The sequence below is a fragment of the Ruegeria discodermiae genome (assembly GCF_030758345.1).
Taxonomy (GTDB): domain Bacteria; phylum Pseudomonadota; class Alphaproteobacteria; order Rhodobacterales; family Rhodobacteraceae; genus Ruegeria_C.
Map to the genome: position 1 here is coordinate 767,274 of NZ_JAVAMO010000001.1, position 22,137 is coordinate 789,410.

Genomic DNA, 22,137 nt, shown 5'->3' on the forward strand with positions numbered 1-22,137 from the left:
CCCTCAAACCATCGGCGCCATCAGCTCGCGCTCGGTCCCGTCATTCACAGAGGTATAGAAACAGCTGCGCCGATTGGTGTGGCAGGCCGGACCGGTCTGGTTCACCACGGCCAGCAGGCAGTCGCGGTCACAATCCACGCGCAGATCGACCAGTTCCTGCACATGGCCCGAGCTTTCGCCCTTGATCCAGAAGGCCTGCCGCGAGCGCGACCAATATGTGACGCGGCGGCTCTCAAGGGTTCGCCGCACGGCGTCTTCGTTCATCCACGCCATCATCAGCACTTCGCCGCTTGTGGCGTCCTGCGCGATGGCCGGGATCAGCCCGTCGGCGTTATAGGTCAGGGTCTTGGGGTAGAAATCCATCTGCGAAAACCTTTTGCATCCCGGAATTGGCCCCTTATGTATGGGGAACGCATAACGAGGGAAAGCCATGTCCGGCGAAACCGATCTGATCAAGCTCTATTCAGGCCGCATTCTGGCGCTGGCCGCCGATATTCCGCATCTGGACCGGCTTGCCGACCCCGATGCCACCGTCAAGAAACGCTCACCGCTCTGCGGGTCGACCGTGACGGTGGATGTCAAGATGAAGGACGGGCGCATCGCCGAATTCGGGCAGGATGTGAAAGCCTGCGCGCTTGGCCAGGCCTCGGCCGCCGTGGTGGGCGCGGCCATCATTGGCACCACCCGCGATCAGGTGGAAACCGCCCGCGATCAGCTCAAGATGATGCTGAAACAGGACGGCCCGGCCCCGGACGCACCCTTTGACGGGCTCGAAGTGCTGATCCCGGCGCGCGAATACAAGAACCGCCACGCCTCGATCATGCTGGCACTGGAAGCCACAGCCGAGGCCATGGCGCAAGCCGAACAGGCCAACTGCGCCTGACGGTGGCCCTGCCCCTCGCGCATCGCTAGTGTTGCACCCATATCGGAGGGGACGCCTTGGAAGACCTGCTGGACCGTTTTGTGACCTTGTGGGTGGTGATCGACCCGATCGGCACCATTCCGGTATTTATCGCCGTCACCGCCGGTCTTGACGCGGCCACCCGCCGCCGCACCGCGCGGCAAGCGGCCCTGGTCAGCATTGGCGTTCTGCTGTTCTTCCTGCTGCTGGGGCAATTGCTGATCGATGCGCTGGATATCGGGCTGAATTCCTTTCAGGTTGCGGGCGGCATCGTGTTGTTCCTTTTTGCGCTCACCATGATCTTTGGCGAATCGAAACCCGAATCCGATCAGCGCCTGGCCGAAGCCGACAAGGCCGCCCATGTGCGCAAGCAGAACCCGGCGATCTTTCCGCTGGCGGTGCCGTCGCTCGCCTCACCCGGCGCGATGCTGGCGGTGGTGATGCTGACCGATAACGAACGGCACGGCATCGTCGATCAGGGCATCACGGGGCTGGTGATGGTGATCGTCATCGCCGCCGCCTATGTCCTGATGTTGTTTGCCGAGCCGATCATCCGCGTGATCGGTCATTCCGGTTCCGCCATCATCAGCCGGGTCATGGGCATGATCCTGGCCTCTGTTGCGGCCAACGCTGTGTTGTCGGCGCTGATCAACATCATCCAGACCGGTAAGCTCTGATCCGCCCCGATCGTCTTGTGCGCAAAAAAACCGCCGCTCCTCCCGGGCGGGAGAGGGCGGCGGCAGGAATGCGTCTCTCGTGTTGGGACCGAAGCGCCCGGCGGGGGAACGGGATATCCCCCGGAAGGGTTAAAGACAGGCAGGTCACCCTTTGCATCGGGACGGGATAGGATGCAGGGGCCTCGGCACGAGATCGCAGGCAGATACGGGGTCAGAGGCCGGGCATATGCAGGGCGACCATCAGCATGACAACCAGCGAGGCCGCACCCAGCGCATCTTGCAGGATGGTCGTGCGGGAACGGGTCAGCGCAGTTTTGATCTGGGTCAGCATGGGTCACCTCCGGCTCAGGTCTTAAGCATTTGTTGACCTTTTGTTCTCATTTCCGAAAGGCTTTGTAAAGAACTTTATGAGAACATTCGCGAACCTTTTGTGATCCAATCCGCTAACCCCTTGGGTCTATAGTGTTTTGGAAGTCGCGATTTCGGCCTATATCCGGGGCCCCGCCCGTTCGCTGCTGTAACCGTCCGGGGACGGTTTCCGGGACAAGGCTCACCCCACAGATATCAACCGGATCGCCTGATCCTGCCGCATCAGCCAGAGCAGAACGCGCGCTGCCTGCCCTCGCGCGCTTGCCAATTCCGGATCGGCCTCAAGCAGCGCGCGTGCATCCCGTTGTGCAACCGCCATCAGCGAGGCCTGCCTTTCCAAATCGGCGATGCGGAACTTTGGCAGACCCGATTGCGCGGTGCCGATCAGGTCTCCCGCGCCGCGCATCTCCAGATCGGTTTCGGCAATCCGGAACCCGTCCTCGGTCTCGCGCAGCACTTCCAGCCGCCGCCGTCCGCTTTCGCTGACCGGAGCCTGATACATCAGCAGGCAGGTCGATTCGGCCTCGCCCCGCCCGACCCGTCCGCGCAGCTGGTGCAGCTGCGCGAGGCCGAATATCTCGGCCCGCTCGATCACCATGATGGTGGCGTTGGGCACGTTGACCCCCACCTCGATCACTGTTGTGGCCACCAGCACCTTGGTCTCGCCCGCCTGAAACGCCGCCATCGCGGCGTCTTTCTCGGCAGGCGGCATCTGCCCATGCACGAGGCCGACAATACCTTCACCAAGAGCGGCCCGCAGGCGTTTGAACCGGTCCTCGGCCGAGGTCAGGTCCACCAGTTCCGAGTCCTCGACCAGCGGGCAGACCCAGTAGCATTGCCGCCCCTCACCAATCGCCTGCCGCAGCCGGTCCACCACCGCCTCCATGTTCTGCGTGCTGATCACCGCCGTCTTGATCGGTTTGCGCCCGGGCGGCTTTTCATCCAGCACCGAGACATCCATATCGCCATATTGCGCCAGCGACAGACTGCGTGGGATTGGCGTGGCGGTCATCACCAGCACATCCGCGCCCATACCCTTTTCCGCCAACTCCATCCGCTGGCGCACCCCGAACCGGTGTTGTTCATCGACGATCGCTAGACGCAGATCGGAGAAGGAAACATCCTCCTGAAACACCGCATGGGTGCCCACAAGGATCTGGATATCGCCGCGCGCCAGCGCATCCAGTTTGCCGCGCCGTTCCGCCCCCTTGTCGCGCCCGGTCAGCAGTTCCAGCACCACGCCCGCCTCTTCGGCCAGCGGGCGCAACCCCTCCAGATGCTGGCGGGCGAGGATTTCGGTGGGGGCCATCATCACCCCCTGCCCGCCCGCCTCGACCGCGACCAGCAGCGCCATAAAAGCCACCAACGTCTTGCCCGCGCCCACATCGCCCTGCAGCAGCCGGTTCATCCGGGTCTGAGCCGCCATATCATCAGAGATTTCCGCAATGGCGCGGGTCTGCGCCCCAGTAGGCTTGTAAGGCAAGCTGGCGAGCACCCGCGATTGCAACGCGCCGGTAGCAGCGCTGGAAATCCCCCGCCCCTTGCGTTCACGCCGCCGCGCCAGCGCCAGCGTCATCTGATGGGCAAACAGCTCATCATAGGCCAGCCGCGCCCGCGCCGGGGCATGTGGCAGCATGTCATCCAGCCCGCGCGGCGCATGTCCGGCCTCGATCGCCCCATGCCAATCGGACCAGCCCTCACGCTGGATCAGAGCGGGATCGATCCATTCATCCAGCAGCGGAGCGCGCGCGACCGAGGCGCGGGCGGCCTTGAACATCGTCTTTTGCGTGACGCCCTGCGTCAGGTGATAGACCGGTTCGAAATCGGGGATATCCCCGGCCTCTTCCACCGGCAGCATATGGTCGGGATGCACCATCTGCGCCATGCCATCGAACAGTTCCAGCTTGCCCGAGATCACCCGCCGCGCGCCTTGCGGCAGGACGCGCTTGAGGTAATCGCCGCGGGCGTGAAAGAACACCAGCTGGAAATCCGCCTGCGCATCCTCTACATGCACCCGGTACGCCCCGCCCTTATTGCGCGGCGGGCGATGGGGCCCCACCGTCACCTCGACGGTCAGCGTCGCGGGCAGATCGACCCCCTTGATCGTGTCGCGGCGGCGGCGGTCCACCACCGCATAAGGCAGCGAGAAAAGGATATCGCGCGGCGCGGTGATCTCGGCCTGTGTCAGCAGCTGCGCGGTTTTCGGGCCGACACCTTCCAGCGTCTCAAGCCCGGCAAAAAGCGGGAAAAGCTGTTCGGGACGCCCGCTCATGCGTCGCCGATGAGGTGCAACCAGCCATCCTCGTCCAAGGTTTCGATCCCCAGATCAGCAGCTTTCTTGGCCTTTGACCCGGCCCCCGGCCCCGCCACCAGCAGATCGGTCTTGGCCGAGACCGAGCCCGAGACCTTGGCCCCCAGCGCCTCGGCCCGCGCCTTGGCTTCGGCGCGGGTCATTTTTTCGAGCGTGCCGGTGAAGACCACGGTTTTGCCCGCAACCGGACTTTCTGATGCGGGCGCTTCGGGCGGCACGATGCTCAGATGGGCGCGCAGGGCGTCAAAGGCAGAGCGTTCTTCGGTATTGGCAAAGGCATCCGACAGTGACAGGCCCAGCGTCGCGCCGATCCCGTCGATTCCGGTCAGATCCCCCCAGGCGGCACTTGCCGCATCTGGCACCTCGCATGTGGCCATGGCGGCCTCCCGCGCCTCCTTGATCCGCGCCCGGCGCGCTTCCGCCGCCGCCGCGATCCGTTCGGCCTCTTCCGCCTCATCAGCGGCGCGATGGGCCAGTGCCGCTGGGCGGGCCGTATCGACGGCAGCAGCCATCGCGTCCCAGTCCCGGTAAAACAACGCCAGATCGCGCGCGCCGACCTCGCCCACATGGCGGATGCCAAGCGCAAAGATCAGCCGCGCCAGCGGGATCGTGCGCTTTTCCTCGATCGCGGCGAACAGATTGCTGGCCGAGGTCTCACCCCAGCCATCCCGGTTCTTGAGCCTGGCGAGGTTCTGCGCGTCGCGCTGCTCCAGCGTGAAGATATCAGCAGGCGTGTTGATCGGCAGGACATCGTCGCCATGAAACATCTCGACCTGTTTCGCACCCAGCCCTTCGATATCGAACGCTTTGCGCGACACGAAATGTTTGAGTTTCTCCACCGCCTGTGCGGGGCAGATCAAGCCGCCGGTACAGCGGCGGACCGCGTCGCCTTCTTCGCGGATCGCCTCGCTACCACATTCGGGACACGCGGTTGGAAACTGATATTTTTCTGAGCCTTCCGGCCTCTTCTTCAGGTCCACATCCGCCACTTTCGGGATCACATCCCCGGCGCGATAGACCTGCACCCAGTCGCCCACGCGGATATCCTTGCCGCCCCGGATCTCTGCCCCATTGGCATCTCGGCCCGCGATGTAATCCTCGTTATGCAGGGTCGCGTTCGAGACCACGACCCCCCCCACCGTCACCGGATGCAGCCGTGCAACCGGGCTGAGCGCGCCGGTGCGACCGACCTGAATGTCGATCGCCTCAAGCCTTGTCCAGGCAAGTTCGGCGGGGAATTTATGTGCAATCGCCCAGCGGGGCGTGGTCGAGCGGAACCCCAGCCGTCCCTGCAGGTCCAGCGCGTCGACCTTGTAAACCACCCCGTCGATATCATAACCCAAGGTGGCGCGTTGCGCCTCGATGTCGCGATAATGGCTGATCATCTCGGGCACCGTCTCGCACAGCCGGGTCAGCGGGTTGGTTTGAAACCCCAGCGCATTGAGCCGGGTGATCGCGCCCATTTGCGTTTCTGCAAGAGGTGCCGACAATTCGCCCCAGGCATAGGCGAAAAATTTCAAAGGGCGCGCGCGGGTGATCGTGGAATCGAGCTGGCGCAGAGAGCCTGCCGCCGCATTGCGCGGATTGGCAAACACCTTCCCGCCCTCCTGTTCCTGCCTTGCGTTCAAAGCGTCGAAATCGGCATGGGTCATATAGACCTCGCCGCGCACTTCAAGCACGGCGGGGGCATCCGTGAGCATGACGGGGATATCGGAAATGGTCAGCGCATTTGCGGTGACATTCTCGCCGACTTTGCCATCCCCACGGGTGGCGGCCTGTACCAGCCTACCCTCTTCATAGCGCAGCGATAGCGAAAGCCCGTCGATCTTGGGCTCTGCAGTGAACCCCAGCTGCGCATCAGCAGAAAGACCCAGATAGTTGCGAATCGACGTGACGAACCCGCTCACATCCCCGTCGTCAAAGGCATTGCCCAGAGATAGCATCCGCACCGCATGGGTGACCTTGGAAAACCCGTCAGCGGCGCGGGCACCGACCTGATCCGACGGGCTGTCATCGCGTTTGAGATCGGGAAACCGCGCCTCGATCGCGGCGTTGCGCCGCTTCAGCGCGTCATATTCGGCATCGCTGATCTCTGGCGCGTCCGACACGTGATAGGCTTGATTGGCCCGATCCAACAAACCGGTGAGCCGCGCGAGTTCGTCGCGCGCCTGATCCTGCGTCAGCGTGTCGACTGATTGTGTATCTGACATGGCCTCGCCCCCGCTTGTGGATTCGGTCACAAGTGTTAGGACGAGGCCATCGTCAGGTCCAGACGTTGCGTGTGAGTGGTGGAGCTGCTCTGGACGGGCAGCCGGGGGTGGTGTTCAGGCGCCAACGGCCAGTCTGGATTGGGTCATACTGTCATCCTGCGGGTCGCGCAGCACATAACCACGGCCCCAGACCGTTTCGATGTAATTCTCGCCATCGGTCGCAACGCTCAGCTTTTTGCGCAATTTGCAGATGAAAACATCGATGATCTTGAGTTCGGGTTCATCCATACCGCCATAAAGATGGTTCAGGAACATCTCCTTGGTCAGCGTGGTGCCCTTACGCAGGCTCAACAGTTCCAGCATCTGGTATTCCTTGCCGGTCAGATGCACCGGCTGCCCGTCCGCCTCGACCGTCTTGGCGTCCAGATTGACCGCGATGCGACCGGTATGGATGATCGACTGCGAATGACCTTTGGAGCGGCGGATAATCGCGTGGATGCGCGCTACCAGCTCTTCGCGGTGGAACGGTTTGGTCAGATAGTCATCCGCGCCAAAGCCGAAGCCCTTGATCTTGTTTTCCGTGTCATCCGCGCCGGACAGGATAAGGATCGGTGTTTCGACCCGCGCCAGGCGCAGCTGGCGCAGCACCTCATGCCCCTCCATATCGGGCAAGTTGAGGTCCAGAAGGATCAGGTCGTAGTCATAAAGCTTGGCAAGATCGATCCCTTCTTCGCCCAGATCCGTCGCATAGACATTCAGGTTGGCATGGGTCAGCATCAGTTCGATGCTTTTTGATGTTGTTGGGTCATCTTCGACCAAAAGTATGCGCATGCACCGCTCTCCGTATCCTACAGAAACTTGCTCTCGGGATCACCGTGGACAAAAATGGTTAACCCAACGTTACCGTTAATCAAACTATCGCGTATCAACTTTAGGTTGTCTATATTTTTTCAGCGCCGTGACCTTCAAAGCGTTCTCGCCATGGGTTGCGGCGGCGGCGACCCAGCTATTGAATTCCTCTTCACTCAACCCATAGGTTTTCTGAGCGTCTGACTGCGTGATCAGCCCGTATAACACGCCCCGCACCACCGCGAGTTTGCGGGATGCAACCCATCTGCTCGTGCTTGCAGGCGGCAGATCAGACCGCGTCATGATCGACCCGTCCGGCAGCGTGACCGAGCTTGGTCCTTCAACTTTGCGCAAAAACATCACCTTATCCCCTTTCTTGGCCCACAAACTGTTGCGCAGCATACTTAACGGCACATGAAACCGCCCCTTGAGAGTATCTAGGATTTTCCTATATTCTGCCGGTCTTTCACCGATCCGCAGGAGTCGCCCGATGGCGCTGGACACCGATACGCAGCTGAATTCGCTTGGCATCGCCAAACCCCCGTCTGAAACACGGGTCGTGGTGGCCATGTCCGGTGGTGTGGACAGTTCGGTCGTGGCCGCCTATCTGGCCGATCAGGGCTATGACGTGGTGGGCGTGACGCTGCAGCTTTATGACCATGGCGCGGCGCTGGCCAAGAAAGGCGCGTGTTGTGCAGGCATCGACATCCACGACGCGCGCCGGGTGGCCGAGGAACGCGGCTTTCCGCACTATGTTCTGGATTACGAGAACATCTTCAAGGACGCCGTAATCGATGAGTTTGCCGACAGCTATCTGGCGGGCGCGACCCCTGTGCCCTGTATCCGCTGCAACGAGCGGGTGAAGTTCAAGGACCTGCTGGAAACCGCCAAAGATCTGGAGGCCGACTGCATGGCCACAGGGCACTATATCCAGCGCAAGATGGGGCAAAACGGCCCGGAACTGCACAGCGCCGAGGATGCCAATCGCGACCAGTCCTACTTCCTGTTTTCGACCACGCCTGAGCAGCTGGATTTCCTGCGCTTCCCGCTGGGACATCTGCCATCCAAAGACGCCACCCGCGAGATGGCGGCACAGTATGGGCTGGCCGTGGCGGACAAGCCCGACAGCCAGGACATCTGTTTCGTGCCCGATGGCAACTATGCCAGCGTGATCGAGAAACTGCGCCCCGGTGCTGCGGAACCGGGCGAGATCGTGCATGCCGATGGCCGGGTGCTGGGCAGTCATGAGGGCGTCATTCATTACACGATCGGCCAGCGCCGGGGCTTGGGCATCGGCGGGCTGAGCGAGCCGCTTTATGTGGTCAAGCTGGATGTGGATGCCAAACAGGTTGTGGTCGGCCCGAAGGAGATGCTGGCCACCCGCACCGTCCCGGTGCGCGAGATCAACTGGCTGGGCGATGAACCCTTCACCTCGCAAAAGGAATGGCATGTCTCGGTCAAGGTCCGCTCGACCCGCCCGCCGCGCGAGGCGGTGATCCGACCGTTGAGCGAGACCACCGCCGAGGTCGAATTGCTGAACGCCGAGGAAGGCATCTCGCCGGGGCAGGCCTGTGTGTTCTACGAAACCGGTGGCAGCCGCATCTTTGGTGGTGGCTGGATCTGGCGCGGTTACTGAACCATATCGGTCCAGGTGTTGCTGAGGATAAATATCCCGGCGCAGATCATCACGTAGGGCACGATTTTCTCCATCCGGCGGGCGATGCGCTCGGCGAAGCTGGTGGCGCGTGCGCCGGCCAGCGCAAGCGCAGCCAGGGCGCAGACTGCCAGTACAGCGCCGATCAGCCCGGCGATACGGTAGCTCGGCGCGGAATCGGCCAGCAACGGCGCCATCACGATGAAGCTATCCACGGACATGCTGAGAAACAGCAGCGTGGTCACCACCACCGATGCACCCGCAGGGAGTGGTGAGGCTGGCGCCTCTGCATCTGAGGAGAACTGACGCCACAGGCCCCAGAGCCCAAGACCCACGGGAAAGACGCCGAGATAGCCCGCCCAATGCGGCACCGCATCGCTGACGCCATAGGCCACAGCCATCGCGGCCACCAGCACCAGCATCTGGGCCAGCAGAAACCCTGCCACCGAGCTGACCGCGCCGGAAACCAGCATCAGCGCGATCAGCGCCGCCAGATTGTCGAGATTGGTCAGCACCTGCGCCAGCGCGGCGGAGAGGGCAAAGATCACATGATCCAGCATCAGCCCTGCATCCGTTTCAGAACCGCGCGGGCCGCGCGCAATCCGGGCGCTTCGCCGCCGCGGCCCAGACGTTCCATGGTCAAGGCCATGGCGTCGGTTTGACCCGAGGGGTCAGCCTGCAAAGCTGCGAGCGCAGCCGCGACGTTTTCGGGCGTGCAGTCGGGGCCGAGGCATTCCGGCACCACACGCGTCTCGCTGACCAGATTGACCAGCGTGACCGTATCCAGCTTGACCATCCGCTCGGCGATCTTCTGGGTGAGCCAGCTGAGCTTGTAGGCGATCACCATCGGCGTGTTCTGCGCCGCCAGTTCCAGCGAGACTGTCCCCGAGGCTGCGAGCGCCAGATCGGCCATCGCAAAACCTGCGCGTTTACGCATCGCGGCGGCATCGCTGTCCAGCCCGCGCGGGTCGAGGATGACGGGATTGCCCGGCCAGTCGGCGGTCTGCGCCTGCACCAGATCGACCACATGCGGCACCGCCGGGACAACCACGCGCATATCGGGCCGGTCATTCAGAAACGCGCTGAGCGCCGCCCCAAAGACCGGCGCGAGCCGCTCGATCTCGCCCCGCCGCGAGCCGGGCAGCGCCAGCAGCACCGGTGCATCGCCCAGTTCCAGGTCGGCCCGCAGCGCGGCGATCTCCTCCGCGCTGGCGACCGGGTCGGCAGCCACGGGATGGCCGACGAAGTCGCATTCCATTCCGGCGCGTTCCATATAGGGCGGCTCGAAAGGCAGCAGCGCTAGAACGTGATCAATCACCTTGGCCATCTTGTCGGCCCGCCCCGGCCGCCAGGCCCAGACGCTGGGGGCCACGTAGTGCACGGTGCGGATCGTGCTTTGCGCCTTGACCAGTTTCGCCACGCGCAGGCTGAAATCGGGGCTGTCGATGGTGATCAGCACGTCGGGCTTCATCTCAAGCACTGCCTGCGCGGTCTCGGCGATGCGGCGTTTGAGGTGGAAGAATTTGGGCAGGACCTCGGTCAGGCCCATGACGCTGAGTTCCGACATGGGAAAGCGGCTCTGCAACCCCTGCCCGGTCATCATCGGCCCGCCAATGCCGTCGAATTTTACATCCGGGTCCAGCTGGCGCAGCCCCTGCATCAGCGCCCCGCCCAGCCGGTCGCCCGAAGGCTCGCCCGCAAGGACAAAGACCCGCATTCAGACCGCCCGTTCGCGCACGGTCAGAAACAGGCCGAGCCGGTTGCATTCCTCGATAACCCGGTCCCGTTCCAGCACGATCACCCCGCCCTTTTCAATCACGATCCCTGACAGGCCAGCGGCAACGGCGCTGGTCACGGTATCCGGGCCGATGGCGGGCAAGTCGGCGCGGCGGTCCTGATCAGGTTTCGGTGCCTTGAACAGGATGCCGCCCCCCGCATCGGGGCGCTGGGTCAGCGATTGCAGCATCCAGGCGGTGCCATAGATCCCCTCGACGGCCAGAGCCTGCCCCTTGGCCACAACACAGGCCTGACCGATATCCGCAGCGCTCATCGCCCGCACGATCATAGTGCCGCGATCTGCGTCGCGCAGATCCCCCTCGCTCGGCTGCGCCTCACTCAGGGTGCCGAGTGGCGGCAGCAGGTCAGGCGCGATCTCATGTGCGGCATGGACGGTCAGATCGGCCTCTTCGAGGAGACTGATGATCGCGCGCAACGCGCTATCATCACCGGACAGGATCGCCTTTTGCAGGATCGGCACCAGAGGCATGGTGGCAGCATCTATGCGCGACGGATCGATCGGAGGCCGCCCCACGGCACCCGCCATGCAAATTCCGGTCACGCCTTTGGACTTGAGCTCTACGATCAACGTGCCCAATTGCTCGATCACAAAAGGGCGATCCACGCTCAGGTGGTCCGGCAGGAACGGCTCCATCGCGCAGATATAAGGTCGCACTGGCAGATGGGCCACGATCTCGTCGGGCAGAACACCGGTCCCGGCGATCAGCGCCAGCATGGATCAGCGCTCCGGCGTGAGGAAGGACCGGTCGCTTTGCCCGGTCACAAAGTCGACGATCTGCTGAACATAATCGCTGTCAGCGCTTTCGCCCAGACGTTTGGCGCGCTCCTGAAAGGTGCCGTCGCCTTCGGACAGTTCCTTGAACGCCGCGCGCAGGGCCGAGATATCGGCTCGTGACAACCCGCGTCGCTTGAGCCCGACAAGATTCAACCCGTCAAGCCGCCCGCGCTGCGCCTGCACCAGCCCGTAGGGGATCACATCATTGGGCACCATGGTCAGCGCGCCGATGATCGCGCCGCGCCCGACCCGCACCCATTGATGCAGCCCCGAGATGCCGCCGACGATCACATCGTCCTCGATCACGCAATGCCCGGCGGCACCGGCATGGTTCACCATGATCACGCGGTTGCCCATCTGCACGTCATGGGCCACATGCACCCCCGCCATCAGCAGGCAATCATCGCCGATGCGGGTCACCCCGCCACCGCCTTCGGTACCGGTATTGACCGTCACATGTTCCCGGATCCGGTTGCGCTGTCCAATCACCAGCGACGTATTCTCACCGCCGAATTTCAGGTCCTGCGGGATCTCTCCGATCACCGAGAAATTGAAGATCACTGTGTCGTCGCCAACCTCGGTGTCACCGGTCACCACCACATGGCTTTTGAGCTCGACCCGGTCGCCAAGCCGCACCTGCGGCCCGACCAGACAGAACGGGCCGATGATGCAATCCTGACCGATCTGGGCGCCCTCTTCGATGATGGCGCTGGGGTGGATGCGGCTCATGTCGTCTTTTCCATGTCCCAATCAACATAGGCTGAAAACTCGGCCTGCGCCGCTACCTCGCCCTCGACTGTGGCCACGCCGCTGAACTTGAATATCTTGCCACCCTTCTTGCCGCGTATGGTCTGGACTTGCATCTCCATCACGTCACCGGGCACCACCTTGCGGCGGAACTTGCACTTGTCGATGGACATGAAATAGATCAGCAATTCGGTATCGATCACGTCAAAGCCGACGCCCAGCATAACACCTGCCGTCTGCGCCATCGCCTCGATGATCGTCACGCCCGGCATGATCGGGGTGCCCGGAAAATGGCCCTGAAAATGCGGCTCGTTCATAGTGACATTCTTGATCCCGCGCGACGATGCGTAGCCGTCGATATCCACCACCTTGTCGACCAGAAGAAAGGGATAGCGGTGCGGCAGAATACGCTGGATCAGCTGAATATCGGCGCTCTTGGTCTCTGATGTCATTGCGCGGTCGTCCCGTGGTTCATTCTTGTTGGTGGCGTCACTAGCAACAGACGCCCGTTTGAGCAAGCGAGCTAGCGCTCGATCTGCGTTTCCAGATCGGAACCATCACCGATCGCCGCATTGATCCGGGCGATCGCATTGGCGGTGATATCGGTGGCGTTTGCACTCAGAAACACGTCAGAGCGCTCCAGTATCACGCCAGCCCCGGTATCGCGCATCAGCGTTTCCAGCACCGGGCGGACAGCCTCAAAAAACACCGCTCGTGCTTTTTCGCGGTTGAGTGTCAAGGCATCCAGCTTGGCCTTCTGGTTAACGCGATGCTCTTCTACCTTCCTGTCGAATGCATCAGCCAGCGCGCGAAATGTCTGCGGGTCAGTTGTGGCGCGCCGCCCGGTCAGCGCCTCTTCCTCACGGCTCAGCTCTTCGATGATACGCTCATTTTCGGCGGAAAGAACGATACCCTCGGCTTCAAGCTCACTCAGAACCCGCTGTCCGAAATCGGACTCGGCAAAAAGCCGGTCAGCGGAAATGGTGAGAATTTGACCTGTGGGCAGACCGGTTTGCTGCGCGCCCACTGAAGGCGCACCCAGCAAGAGCGCAACCGCCAGCAACAAGGCAGTACGCGGGCTGGATCTGCGCCCAAGCGCCATCCCAGATCAGAACCGCGCCTGAAGCGTCACGTCGAAATTCTGTTCCTTGTCAAAGTCTTCTTTCTGCAACGCTTTGGAAAAGTTGAACCGCAACGGGCCGAATGGTGTTGTCCAGAGAATCGAGAAGCCGACCACCTGTCTGAGCGACCCATCGGCTCCCACGATCGATGCCCCATCGGTGTTTACGTTATCGATGTTCCAAAGGTTGCCCAGATCATAGAACAGGCCCCCGCGAATCCCGTACTCCTCTGGCAGCCCTAAGGGGAAATCAGCCTCGAGCCGCGCGACCGCGTAATAGTTGCCGCCAATCGCGTCATCGACACCGTTGGACAGATCACGCGGGCCGATACCCGCCGGCTCGAAGCCGCGGAATGTGCGCGGTCCTAGCAGGAACCGGTCAATTGTGCGGCTGTTGCCACCACCAAACCAGTGGAACGCGCCCAACTCGACCGTGGCTTTGAGTGTCACCTCTTCACTCCAAACCAGCCGCTGAGCGGTGCTGCTGACAACAGCTTTGACATATTTGTCATCTCCACCAAGCCCTGCCGTATCAACGTCAGCTCGGAACAGAACCCCGGCAGTGGGATCCAAACCACTAAGGCGACTGTCATAGACATAGCTCACCCCCAGCCCGCTTGCGGTACGCTCGCCCTGAGCGATCTCTGAGGCGATGACCGCGCCCACCGTCTGGTCATCACGCTGGCGCATTTCGCTCTGCCCCCAATCATACCGAAACTGCATGGAGGACAGCTCGCCCACTGGAAACGTCACACCCGGTGTGAAAAATACGCGCCTTGTATCGTAGTTAGAAAAGCTCGAATCGCGCGCCGCATATCCAAGATCAAGATCACCGCGCAGATCACGTCCCAGAAGATTGGGTTCGGTGAAACTGAAGGTATAACGCTCGGATTCCTGCGCGGTCGAGACGTTCAGAGAAACTCGTTGCCCCCGACCAAGGAAGTTGTTTTCGGTCAGCCCGATTGCCAAACCGAACCCGTCCGCCGCCGAGTAGTTACCACCGAGGCTAAGTGCCCCGGTCGGCTGTTCTTCCACATCCACATCGACAATGACCCGATCCGGGGTGGAGCCCTCGCGAGTTTCCACATCGGAATTGGCAAAAAAGCCCAATGCGCGGATGCGTTCCGCGCTCTCGCGGATTTCGCGCGGGTTGAACGGGTCGCCTTCGACCGTTCTGAACTGGTTGCGGATCACCCGGTCCAGCGTCGTGGTGTTGCCCTCGATATCGATCCGTTCGACAAAGATGCGCGGTCCACGCACCAGAGCAAAATCAACGTTCAGACTTAAGTCGCGATCATTGCGGGTGATCCGGGGTTCAACGCGCAGGAAGTCGACACCATTGCGCAAGCCGAGTTTTTCCAGGCGCGCGATCTCATTATCCACCAGTGACGGGGAATAGGTCACCCCGGGCCGGACCCTGATCGCATCAAGATAGGGCGCAGGATCAAGACCCTCGATCTCGCTGGAGACGGTGATCTCGCCAAACGAGAATTGCTGACCCTCGGTGATGTTGAGCACCAGAAAGAACGCGTCCCGTTCGCGGGTGAATTCCACGTTCGAACTGTTGACCCGGAAATCCACATAGCCGCGCGACAGGTAGAAGTCACGCAACACTTGCTTGTCAAACTCGATCCGGTCGGCGATGAATGTATCGGCCTGAATGAAGGTGCGCAGCAAACCAGCCTGTTTGGTCTCAAGCACCCGGCGCAGGCGGCGATCAGAGTAAGCGCGGTTACCGACGAAACTGATGCGCTCAACCTCAATCGTGTCACCCTCGGCAATCTCAAAAACCAGATCGACCCGATTATCGTTGCGGCGGATGATGCGCGGCACGACCGTGGCGGCAACACGGCCCCGCGCGGAATAGACATCCGAGATCGCAACCGCGTCGCGTTCGGCCTGCTCAGGCGTGTAAACACGGCGGGACTCCGAGGAGACAACCTGGCTCAAAACATCGTTTCTAATCCGCTTGTTGCCCTCAAAGCTGATCTGGTTGATCGTCGGGTATTCCGCGACCTTAACAATCAGTGTGCTACCGCGCGGGATCATCTCGACTGTTTCAAATACGCCACTGTCAAGCACACGCTGCACGGCGTCGTTAAGCTGACCGGCGCTCACTTCCTTGCCAGCTTCGATTCCCGTTCGGGTGATGATGGTCGAGGTTTCGATCCGCTCGTTGCCCTCGACCTGCACCGAATTGAAGACGTAGGTCTGCGCCGCCGCCATGTCGGGCAGGGTTGCAAAAGCCGTTGTCGCCAAAAAGAAAATCGCTGCCAGTGCACGCCACAACATATTGCCGCCGCTCCGCACTCCGCCGCAGGATATACCCGTCCCCGTGCCAGTCTTCATTTTTGAACTACCCGATTTCAAACCGCTATTTTTGCTTTTCAGTAGCGGGATTGAAGCGCGTTGTCAAAACACCAAAGGCACGCAACCTTTCGATTTACGTGCCTTTTTGGATTGTTGATTGCCGAGAATCAGAAACTGTTGAGATAAGCGCCCATGGCAAGACCCGCCCCAAGCGCGCCGAGAAACAGGAAACGGTCCCAGTTCAGCTCAAACAACAAGCTGAGGCCGCGATAGGATTGCTGGAGTGCAGGCATGGTAAGACCCTCGAAAACGATGGCTATACCCTAGTGCCGGAATATGGCGAGACTTGGGCAAGCTTGCGGCAAGATCGGGGACCGCCTCAGCAGAACAGGTCGTTGGTGAGGGCAAAAACCATCAGCCCCAGGATCAGCGAGATGCCCACTGTCATCAGCACCCGCAGCGCCATATCGCTGGGCGGTTTCCCCGCAACCGCCTCATAAGCGTAAAAGACCAAGTGACCGCCATCCAGCGCCGGGATCGGGAACAGGTTCATCAGCCCCACCGCAGCCGACAGCACCGCAATGAACCAGATGAAACTCTGCGCGCCCTGGCTGGCCATCGCGCCCGAGGTCTCGGCGATACCGATAGGTCCGGAGATATTGCAGGTGCTGATCGCGCCGGTGATCATGTGCCAAAGGCCGGAAACCGAGCCGCGGATGATCCGCCATGTCTGTTCGGTGCCCTCGGCCAGAGCCTGCACCGGCCCGGCCCGCTCGGTCGCGGGCTCCAGAGCCATGCCGCCGACGATGCCGATCCGCCAATGGGTGACAAAGCCACCTTCGGGCTGCGGCTCGTCGGTGCGGCGCGGCACCAGAGCAAATTCAAGCGTCTCGCCATCACGCCAGACATCCAGCAGCAACCCCTTGCCGTCTGATCCTTCAACCGCCTCTTTCAACTCGGAAAAGGCAAAGACCGGGGTGCCGTCTATAGCGGTGATCACATCACCGGGTTTCAGGTCGATATCCATCGCAGCACTACGCGGAGCGACAGCGGTGATAAGCGGTGGAAACAGCCATGGGCCCTGCACAACCATGTCTCGCCCATCACGAATGACCGCATAGTCCAGGACGGGCTCGGGTTGCAGGTCGTCGATGAAGTCGTCCCATGCGTCGGCATTTGTGAATTCGGGGACTATCGCCCCGTTGATCGCCGTGATCTGGTCCCCGACCTGCAATTCCTCGACAACATTTGGCAGCGGTTCGATCGCGGCCACGGTCAATGGGTCGCTGGCGACGCCGCGAAACATGAAGATCGCGCCAAAAACGATGATCGACAGGATGAAGTTGAACACCGGACCGGCAGCCACGGTTGCGGTGCGCGCCCAGAGCGGTGCGCCATGCATGGAGGCGCGCAAGGCCTTCGGATTGCCCTCGGCCAGCGTCTGCATAGCCGCCTCATCCTTGCCCGACGCCGCATCGGCATCGCCCAGAAACTTCACATAGCCACCAAATGGCAGCAGAGCGACCTGCCAGCGCGTGCCGTGACGGTCGACCCGGCTCCAGAGGACGGGGCCGAAACCCAGCGAAAACACCTCGGCATGAATGCCGGACCAGCGCCCAACGATGTAATGGCCATATTCATGGACGGCGACGATCACCGAAAGTGCCAGCACAAAGGCTATGATGGTATAAAGAAGTCCGCCAAACTGCGGGATCATCCCAAGAATGTCCAAGTGTCTACCCTGCTCTTGCGCCGATGGTTTCATCCGCCCGGATACGTGCGAGATGGTCCGTTTGCGTCACGTTATCAAGTGTCATTGGGGCATCAATAAGACCGGGATCGGCCTCAAACCTGTCAAGCACCGCCTCGACCGATGCCGCCATGTCGAGAAATCCGATGCGTCCCGCGATGAAGTGATCCAGCGCCCGTTCCTTGGCGGCGTTGAACACCGCCCCTGACAGCCCGCCGCGCCGCATTACCTGCCGCGCCAGCACCAGCGCCGGATAGCGGGCATTGTCAGGCGCACGGAAGTTCAGCTGCGCCAGTTGCGCCAGATCCAGCCGCGACACCGGCAGATGCTGCCGGTCAGGCCAGTTCAACGCATAGCCGATCGCATGGCGCATATCGGGTGCGCCCAGATGCGCCATCAGGGCCCCATCGCGGAATCCGACCAGCGCATGGATGATCGATTCCGGGTGCACGATCACCTCGATCTGGTCAGGTGCGACGCCGAAATACTCTTTGGTTTCTATAAGTTCCAGCGCCTTGTTGAACATGGAGGCGCTGTCGATGGTGATCCGCTGCCCCATCGCCCAATTGGGATGTAAGGAGGCCTGTTCCAGCGTCGCCTCTTTCAGCGCCTCCAGCGGCCAGTCGCGAAACGCCCCGCCGCTGGCGGTGATCACGATCCGCTCGACCGCCGAGATATCCTCGCCCACCAGCGCCTGAAAAACCGCCGAGTGTTCGCTATCCACTGGCAAGAGCCGCGCCGCGTGGCGCCGGGCGGTATCCAGCACCAATTGCCCGGCACAGACCAGCGATTCCTTGTTGGCCAGGGCCAGCGTCGCGCCCTGCTCCAGCGCTTTCAGCCCCGGCGCCAGCCCCGCCGCACCGACAATTGCGGACATGACCCAATCAGCGGGCCGTGCGCCCGCCTCGATCAGGGCATCCGGGCCAGCAGCCACTTCGATACCGCTGCCCGACAGCGCCTCACGCAGCGCCTGATAGTGCTCCGCATGGGCGGTAACGGCCAATTTTGCCTTTAAAGCCCGCGCATCTGCTGCCAGTTGGTCGATATTGGCGCCACCCGTCAGGGCCACCACCTCGAACCGCTCGGGGTTTCGGGCGATCAGGTCCACCGTGTTCTGCCCGATCGATCCGGTCGCCCCCAGAATGGAAACGCGCCGCATCACATCGGCCCCGGCGCATAGAAAAGCCCCGCGATCAGAACAAAGAGCGCCGCCCCCATCATGCCGTCGAACCGGTCCAGAAAGCCGCCATGTCCGGGGATCAGGTTCGAGCTGTCCTTGATATGGCAGGCCCGCTTGAGCGCGCTTTCAGCCATGTCACCCGCCTGGCTGGCCATCGACGCCAGCACCGAGACGACCACAAAGGCCACGCCAAACCCGGCCTGCAGGGCAACCACAGCGCCCACCAGCGCCGCCGCAGTCCAGCCGCCGACAATGCCCGACCAGGTCTTTTTCGGGCTCACGCGCGGCCAGAACTTGCACCCGCCGATGGATTTGCCCACGAAATACCCAGCTACGTCGGTGGCGACCACAACGCCAATCAACCACAGCATCCAGCCAAAGCCCATGTTCAGCCGGATCGAGATGAAGCCCAGCCCCGCCACGCTGATCCATAGGGCAAAAAGCGCATAGATCCCGCGCCGCGCAGGCATTTGCAAAGCCCCCACAACCACCGGAGCCAACAGCACCGGCAACCTATAGATCACGGGCAGATGATAGCTGAGCAGGATCGCAAACCCGGTCAGAATGCCCAGATGCAGGGCCTCGCGGCGCTTCTCCGGGGCGATGATCCGCACCAGTTCCCAGATCATCACACCGCAGGCTGCCGCAATGAAGCTTTCAAACCACAGCCCGCCCAGCCAAAGCTCAACAGCGGCGATTGCAACCAGCACGATCGTCGACACGACTCTCGCCGCCAGATCGGACCATTTGCCCTCGCTCATGCGCGCACCGCACCGAAGCGCCGGTCGCGGGTGCCATAGCTGCGACACAGATGCCCCAGCTCATCTGCCGTGAAATCCGGCCAGAGCGTGTCGATGAACTCATATTCCGAATAGGCCGATTGCCAGAGCAGGAAGTTCGAGATCCGCGCCTCGCCGCTGGTGCGGATGACCAGATCGGGGTCCGGCAGCACGCAGGTATCGAGATATCGCGGCAGGGTTTCCTCGTCCACGTCATCGGGGTTCAGCTTGCCCTGGGCGACGTCCTGCGCCAGACGCTTGGTGGCGCGGGCCACTTCGTCGCGACCACCATAGTTCAGCGCGATGGTCAGGTTCACGCGCGCATTGTCGCGCGTCTTTTCCTCAAGCGTGTCCATCAGGGCGACCAGCTTGTTGTCCAGCCGCACCCGGTCACCGATGAAACGCACGCAAACGCCGCGTTCGGCCAGGGCGCGGGTCTCTTTGGTGATATAACGGCGGAACAGGGTCATCAGCCCGGCCACTTCGACCTGGGTCCGCTTCCAGTTCTCGGTCGAAAAGGCGAAGATCGTCAGGTATTCGATCCCCAGTTCCGGGCAGGCCTCGACCACTTCGCGCACGCGGCGCGCACCGGCGTGATGTCCGAACAGGCGTGGCCGACCGCGCGCCTGCGCCCAACGGCCATTGCCATCCATGATGATCGCGACGTGGCGCGGGCCACCGGCCGTCTCAGATGAGGGATCCTTGAGCATCGGTTGACGCGTTTACACCTGCATGATTTCGGCTTGTTTGGTTTCCAGCGCGGTATCGACGGCCTTGATCATCTCATCCGTCAGTTCCTGCACCTCGGTCTCCCAGAATTTCTGGTCGTCTTCCGACATGCCGTCGGCCTTGGCCTTCTTGATCTGGTCCATCCCGTCGCGGCGCACGTTGCGAATGGCGACCCGCGCGCTTTCGGCATATTGGCCCGCCACCTTGCCCAGCTCGCGGCGGCGTTCCTCGTTCAGTTCCGGGATCGGCAGCATGATGATCGTGCCGTTGAGCTGCGGGTTGATGCCCAGCCCGCTTTCGCGAATGGCTTTCTCGACCTTGCCGACCAGCGATTTATCCCAGACATTGATCGTTACCATGCGGGGCTCGGGCACGTTCACGGTGCCGACCTGATTGATCGGGGTCATCGAGCCATAGGCATCCACCATCACCGGCTCCAGCATCGAGGCCGAAGCCCGACCCGTGCGCAGCGACGCAAACTCGGTTCGCAGATTGGCCATCGAGCCATCCATGCGGCGCTTCAGATCATCGGTATCCAGTTCGAAATCTTCAGACATGCTGCCCACTCCCCTTGCTTCAGGTGCTGTTTTGACGGGTCATACGCCATCGGCTTCTGGATGTATAGCAATCATGAACCACAATCACAGCAAAGACGAGGCCGACCGGCCGCCCTATATCCTCCGCAGATGGCAAACTTGTCGCCACCACCGGTTAAGGCCCGCAGCCCGACCGTTAAGGGTTTGCGACCCGCTCCAGCAATCCAGCTTCAGCCATCGGGGCCATTCAGGCGTCTTGCCTCAACACCTACGGCATTGATCCGTTACGCACCTTCTCAGTGGGGGTCCTGAGCCGTTTCTACCTCAATCCAACGGCGGAAAAGCCTGATCTTGTTCAGATTTCTGCGCGCTTCCGGATAGACTAGCCAATGCGCCATGCCATCTGTCGCAACCAGCTCGAAAGGTTGGATCAGACGCCCGGAGGCAAGATCCTGGCGAAAGAAACGCGGCGAGAGCATCGCGATCCCGTGGCCGGCCATCGCAGCTTGCGCCGCTTCGGTCTGTGAGGCCATCGAGGTTCCGGTCAGACGTTCCAGCCCGGACGGGTCACAGCCTGCGGCGTCGAACCAGATGCGCCAATAGGAATCGCGCGGGCAGATCAGCGGATACTCCAGCAACTCCTGCGGCGAGGATGGCACTGCCCCCAGCGCAGGGCCAAAAACCGGCGTGAATTCGGTAGGCATCAGGCGATGCGCGCGCAAACCCGGAAACCCGCCATCGCCATATCGGATGGCGAGATCAATTTCAGAGCGCGCAAAATCCGTTCGCTCCTCGTTGGCAAAGACCCGCACCGCGATCTCGGGATGCGCGATCTGGAACCGACCGATATTGGGCGCCAGCCAATTCGCCGAAAAGGTCGGCGTCGCAGAGATAGTCAGCGTGGCATGCTGGTCGGCCTCGACCGTCTGAAACGCCGTGCGCATCAGATCAAAGGCCTCGACCACCGATTTGGCCAGCCGTTCGCCATCGCGGGTCAGATGCACCTTGCGCGCCGCGCGGGCGAACAGGCGAAACCCCAGACGCTCTTCCAGCACCCGGATCTGATAGCTGACCGAGGCCTGGCTCATGCCAAGCTCTTCAGCCGCGCGGGTAAAGCTCTGATGGCGCGCGGCGGCTTCAAAAGCCCGGATGGCAGCGAGGGAGGGAAGGATCTGCACCATGCATAAATTCACCTTATGCTTTCATACTGTCTCTGCGTTTCACAAAACGCCTGCTCTCAACAATTATTGAGCACAGATCATAGCAGTAAATCAGAAAGCGTATCCCATGCATAGACTGGCTTTGGGCATCAAACGCCGCGTGTCTCGCTGGCGTCCCCTGTCAACGCGGCCACGACCGCGTCGCACGATCCATGTGGACCAATTGGACGACCATATGCTCAGGGATGTCGGGCTGCCGCCCAGAAGCGACCGCTAGGCCCGC

General features: G+C 61.8%; 22 protein-coding genes. 3 read left to right on the forward strand and 19 right to left on the reverse strand.

Annotated features, from left to right (window positions below; all coding sequences use genetic code 11):
• Positions 1-3: 3 nt before the first annotated feature.
• A complete protein-coding gene (hisI, locus tag Q5Y75_RS03820; protein WP_306194506.1) occupies positions 4-363 on the reverse strand; it encodes a phosphoribosyl-AMP cyclohydrolase in 360 nt (119 codons plus the stop codon).
• A gap of 67 nt (positions 364-430) precedes the next feature.
• Here hisI and Q5Y75_RS03825 point away from each other — a divergent pair, with 67 nt between their 5' ends.
• Together Q5Y75_RS03825 and Q5Y75_RS03830 are read left to right on the forward strand one after the other, a co-directional pair.
• Complete coding sequence (locus tag Q5Y75_RS03825; RefSeq protein ID WP_306194507.1) at positions 431-883, forward strand: iron-sulfur cluster assembly scaffold protein; 453 nt, start codon at positions 431-433, stop codon at positions 881-883.
• 56 nt (positions 884-939) lie between these two features.
• Complete coding sequence (locus Q5Y75_RS03830; protein WP_306194508.1) at positions 940-1,578, forward strand: MarC family protein; 639 nt, start codon at positions 940-942, stop codon at positions 1,576-1,578.
• A gap of 550 nt (positions 1,579-2,128) precedes the next feature.
• Here the strand turns inward: Q5Y75_RS03830 and recG are convergent.
• The 4 genes from recG to sciP all read right to left on the reverse strand — a co-directional run bounded on the left by recG (position 2,129) and on the right by sciP (position 7,677).
• Entirely contained in the window at positions 2,129-4,219 is a 2,091-nt protein-coding gene (gene recG / locus Q5Y75_RS03835) for an ATP-dependent DNA helicase RecG (RefSeq protein ID WP_306194509.1), read from the reverse strand.
• Positions 4,216-6,468: an NAD-dependent DNA ligase LigA gene (gene ligA, locus Q5Y75_RS03840; RefSeq protein WP_306194510.1), complete on the reverse strand. Its 2,253-nt coding sequence runs from the start codon at positions 6,466-6,468 to the stop codon at positions 4,216-4,218. The genes recG and ligA overlap by 4 nt, the downstream gene beginning before the upstream one ends.
• Before the next feature lie 114 nt (positions 6,469-6,582).
• Entirely contained in the window at positions 6,583-7,299 is a 717-nt protein-coding gene (gene ctrA / locus Q5Y75_RS03845; RefSeq protein ID WP_306194511.1) for a response regulator transcription factor CtrA, read from the reverse strand.
• Positions 7,300-7,383: 84 nt separating this feature from the next.
• Positions 7,384-7,677, reverse strand: coding sequence for a CtrA inhibitor SciP (gene sciP / locus Q5Y75_RS03850; protein WP_306195692.1), 294 nt, complete (start codon positions 7,675-7,677; stop codon positions 7,384-7,386).
• Between the two features lie 130 nt (positions 7,678-7,807).
• Here sciP and mnmA point away from each other — a divergent pair, with 130 nt between their 5' ends.
• On the forward strand, positions 7,808-8,953 hold the full coding sequence (gene mnmA, locus Q5Y75_RS03855) for a tRNA 2-thiouridine(34) synthase MnmA (RefSeq protein WP_306194512.1): 1,146 nt from the start codon (positions 7,808-7,810) through the stop codon (positions 8,951-8,953).
• Here mnmA and Q5Y75_RS03860 read toward each other — a convergent pair.
• From Q5Y75_RS03860 to Q5Y75_RS03925, 14 genes are all read right to left on the reverse strand, one after another.
• Positions 8,947-9,531, reverse strand: coding sequence for a hypothetical protein (locus Q5Y75_RS03860; RefSeq protein ID WP_306194513.1), 585 nt, complete (start codon positions 9,529-9,531; stop codon positions 8,947-8,949). The two genes, mnmA and Q5Y75_RS03860, sit on opposite strands and share 7 nt — an antisense overlap.
• The gene (gene lpxB, locus Q5Y75_RS03865; RefSeq protein WP_306194514.1) at positions 9,531-10,688 is read right to left on the reverse strand and encodes a lipid-A-disaccharide synthase; all 1,158 of its coding nucleotides are present in this window, start codon (positions 10,686-10,688) and stop codon (positions 9,531-9,533) included. Before lpxB ends, Q5Y75_RS03860 begins: the two co-directional genes overlap by 1 nt.
• A complete protein-coding gene (locus tag Q5Y75_RS03870) occupies positions 10,689-11,483 on the reverse strand; it encodes an LpxI family protein (protein WP_306194516.1) in 795 nt (264 codons plus the stop codon). It abuts the gene before it with no gap.
• 3 nt (positions 11,484-11,486) lie between these two features.
• The gene (lpxA, locus tag Q5Y75_RS03875) at positions 11,487-12,272 is read right to left on the reverse strand and encodes an acyl-ACP--UDP-N-acetylglucosamine O-acyltransferase (RefSeq protein WP_306194518.1); all 786 of its coding nucleotides are present in this window, start codon (positions 12,270-12,272) and stop codon (positions 11,487-11,489) included.
• Positions 12,269-12,742 carry a 3-hydroxyacyl-ACP dehydratase FabZ gene (gene fabZ, locus Q5Y75_RS03880; RefSeq protein ID WP_306194519.1) on the reverse strand — a complete coding sequence of 158 codons (474 nt, stop codon included), beginning with the start codon at positions 12,740-12,742 and terminating at the stop codon, positions 12,269-12,271. Before fabZ ends, lpxA begins: the two co-directional genes overlap by 4 nt.
• Before the next feature lie 71 nt (positions 12,743-12,813).
• Positions 12,814-13,392 carry an OmpH family outer membrane protein gene (locus Q5Y75_RS03885; protein WP_306194521.1) on the reverse strand — a complete coding sequence of 193 codons (579 nt, stop codon included), beginning with the start codon at positions 13,390-13,392 and terminating at the stop codon, positions 12,814-12,816.
• 6 nt (positions 13,393-13,398) lie between these two features.
• A complete protein-coding gene (gene bamA, locus Q5Y75_RS03890; RefSeq protein WP_306194522.1) occupies positions 13,399-15,702 on the reverse strand; it encodes an outer membrane protein assembly factor BamA in 2,304 nt (767 codons plus the stop codon).
• Between the two features lie 185 nt (positions 15,703-15,887).
• Positions 15,888-16,013, reverse strand: coding sequence for a hypothetical protein (locus Q5Y75_RS03895; RefSeq protein ID WP_306194524.1), 126 nt, complete (start codon positions 16,011-16,013; stop codon positions 15,888-15,890).
• A gap of 86 nt (positions 16,014-16,099) precedes the next feature.
• A complete protein-coding gene (gene rseP, locus Q5Y75_RS03900; RefSeq protein WP_306194526.1) occupies positions 16,100-17,452 on the reverse strand; it encodes an RIP metalloprotease RseP in 1,353 nt (450 codons plus the stop codon).
• Positions 17,453-17,456: 4 nt separating this feature from the next.
• Positions 17,457-18,629 carry a 1-deoxy-D-xylulose-5-phosphate reductoisomerase gene (gene dxr / locus Q5Y75_RS03905; RefSeq protein WP_306194528.1) on the reverse strand — a complete coding sequence of 391 codons (1,173 nt, stop codon included), beginning with the start codon at positions 18,627-18,629 and terminating at the stop codon, positions 17,457-17,459.
• Positions 18,629-19,411, reverse strand: coding sequence for a phosphatidate cytidylyltransferase (locus Q5Y75_RS03910; protein ID WP_306194530.1), 783 nt, complete (start codon positions 19,409-19,411; stop codon positions 18,629-18,631). The genes dxr and Q5Y75_RS03910 overlap by 1 nt, the downstream gene beginning before the upstream one ends.
• On the reverse strand, positions 19,408-20,139 hold the full coding sequence (gene uppS, locus Q5Y75_RS03915; RefSeq protein WP_306194532.1) for an undecaprenyl pyrophosphate synthase: 732 nt from the start codon (positions 20,137-20,139) through the stop codon (positions 19,408-19,410). Before uppS ends, Q5Y75_RS03910 begins: the two co-directional genes overlap by 4 nt.
• A gap of 12 nt (positions 20,140-20,151) precedes the next feature.
• On the reverse strand, positions 20,152-20,715 hold the full coding sequence (frr, locus tag Q5Y75_RS03920; RefSeq protein ID WP_306194534.1) for a ribosome recycling factor: 564 nt from the start codon (positions 20,713-20,715) through the stop codon (positions 20,152-20,154).
• Between the two features lie 275 nt (positions 20,716-20,990).
• Entirely contained in the window at positions 20,991-21,875 is an 885-nt protein-coding gene (locus Q5Y75_RS03925; protein WP_306194536.1) for a LysR substrate-binding domain-containing protein, read from the reverse strand.
• Positions 21,876-22,137 lie beyond the last annotated feature (262 nt).

Bases quoted from the DNA above. Each gene is read 5' to 3' on its own strand.
- Q5Y75_RS03895 (WP_306194524.1), bottom strand. From the start codon at position 16,013: ATGCCTGCACTCCAGCAATCCTATCGCGGCCTCAGCTTGTTGTTTGAG.
- bamA (WP_306194522.1), bottom strand. From the start codon at position 15,702: ATGTTGTGGCGTGCACTGGCAGCGATTTTCTTTTTGGCGACAACGGCT.
- Q5Y75_RS03885 (WP_306194521.1), bottom strand. From the start codon at position 13,392: ATGGCGCTTGGGCGCAGATCCAGCCCGCGTACTGCCTTGTTGCTGGCG.
- recG (WP_306194509.1), bottom strand. From the start codon at position 4,219: ATGAGCGGGCGTCCCGAACAGCTTTTCCCGCTTTTTGCCGGGCTTGAG.
- uppS (WP_306194532.1), bottom strand. From the start codon at position 20,139: ATGCTCAAGGATCCCTCATCTGAGACGGCCGGTGGCCCGCGCCACGTC.
- frr (WP_306194534.1), bottom strand. From the start codon at position 20,715: ATGTCTGAAGATTTCGAACTGGATACCGATGATCTGAAGCGCCGCATG.
- Q5Y75_RS03870 (WP_306194516.1), bottom strand. From the start codon at position 11,483: ATGCTGGCGCTGATCGCCGGGACCGGTGTTCTGCCCGACGAGATCGTG.
- Q5Y75_RS03825 (WP_306194507.1), top strand. From the start codon at position 431: ATGTCCGGCGAAACCGATCTGATCAAGCTCTATTCAGGCCGCATTCTG.
- ligA (WP_306194510.1), bottom strand. From the start codon at position 6,468: ATGTCAGATACACAATCAGTCGACACGCTGACGCAGGATCAGGCGCGC.
- mnmA (WP_306194512.1), top strand. From the start codon at position 7,808: ATGGCGCTGGACACCGATACGCAGCTGAATTCGCTTGGCATCGCCAAA.
- hisI (WP_306194506.1), bottom strand. From the start codon at position 363: ATGGATTTCTACCCCAAGACCCTGACCTATAACGCCGACGGGCTGATC.
- dxr (WP_306194528.1), bottom strand. From the start codon at position 18,629: ATGCGGCGCGTTTCCATTCTGGGGGCGACCGGATCGATCGGGCAGAAC.
- fabZ (WP_306194519.1), bottom strand. From the start codon at position 12,742: ATGACATCAGAGACCAAGAGCGCCGATATTCAGCTGATCCAGCGTATT.
- sciP (WP_306195692.1), bottom strand. From the start codon at position 7,677: ATGTTTTTGCGCAAAGTTGAAGGACCAAGCTCGGTCACGCTGCCGGAC.
- lpxB (WP_306194514.1), bottom strand. From the start codon at position 10,688: ATGCGGGTCTTTGTCCTTGCGGGCGAGCCTTCGGGCGACCGGCTGGGC.
- Q5Y75_RS03910 (WP_306194530.1), bottom strand. From the start codon at position 19,411: ATGAGCGAGGGCAAATGGTCCGATCTGGCGGCGAGAGTCGTGTCGACG.
- lpxA (WP_306194518.1), bottom strand. From the start codon at position 12,272: ATGAGCCGCATCCACCCCAGCGCCATCATCGAAGAGGGCGCCCAGATC.
- Q5Y75_RS03860 (WP_306194513.1), bottom strand. From the start codon at position 9,531: ATGCTGGATCATGTGATCTTTGCCCTCTCCGCCGCGCTGGCGCAGGTG.
- Q5Y75_RS03925 (WP_306194536.1), bottom strand. From the start codon at position 21,875: ATGGTGCAGATCCTTCCCTCCCTCGCTGCCATCCGGGCTTTTGAAGCC.
- ctrA (WP_306194511.1), bottom strand. From the start codon at position 7,299: ATGCGCATACTTTTGGTCGAAGATGACCCAACAACATCAAAAAGCATC.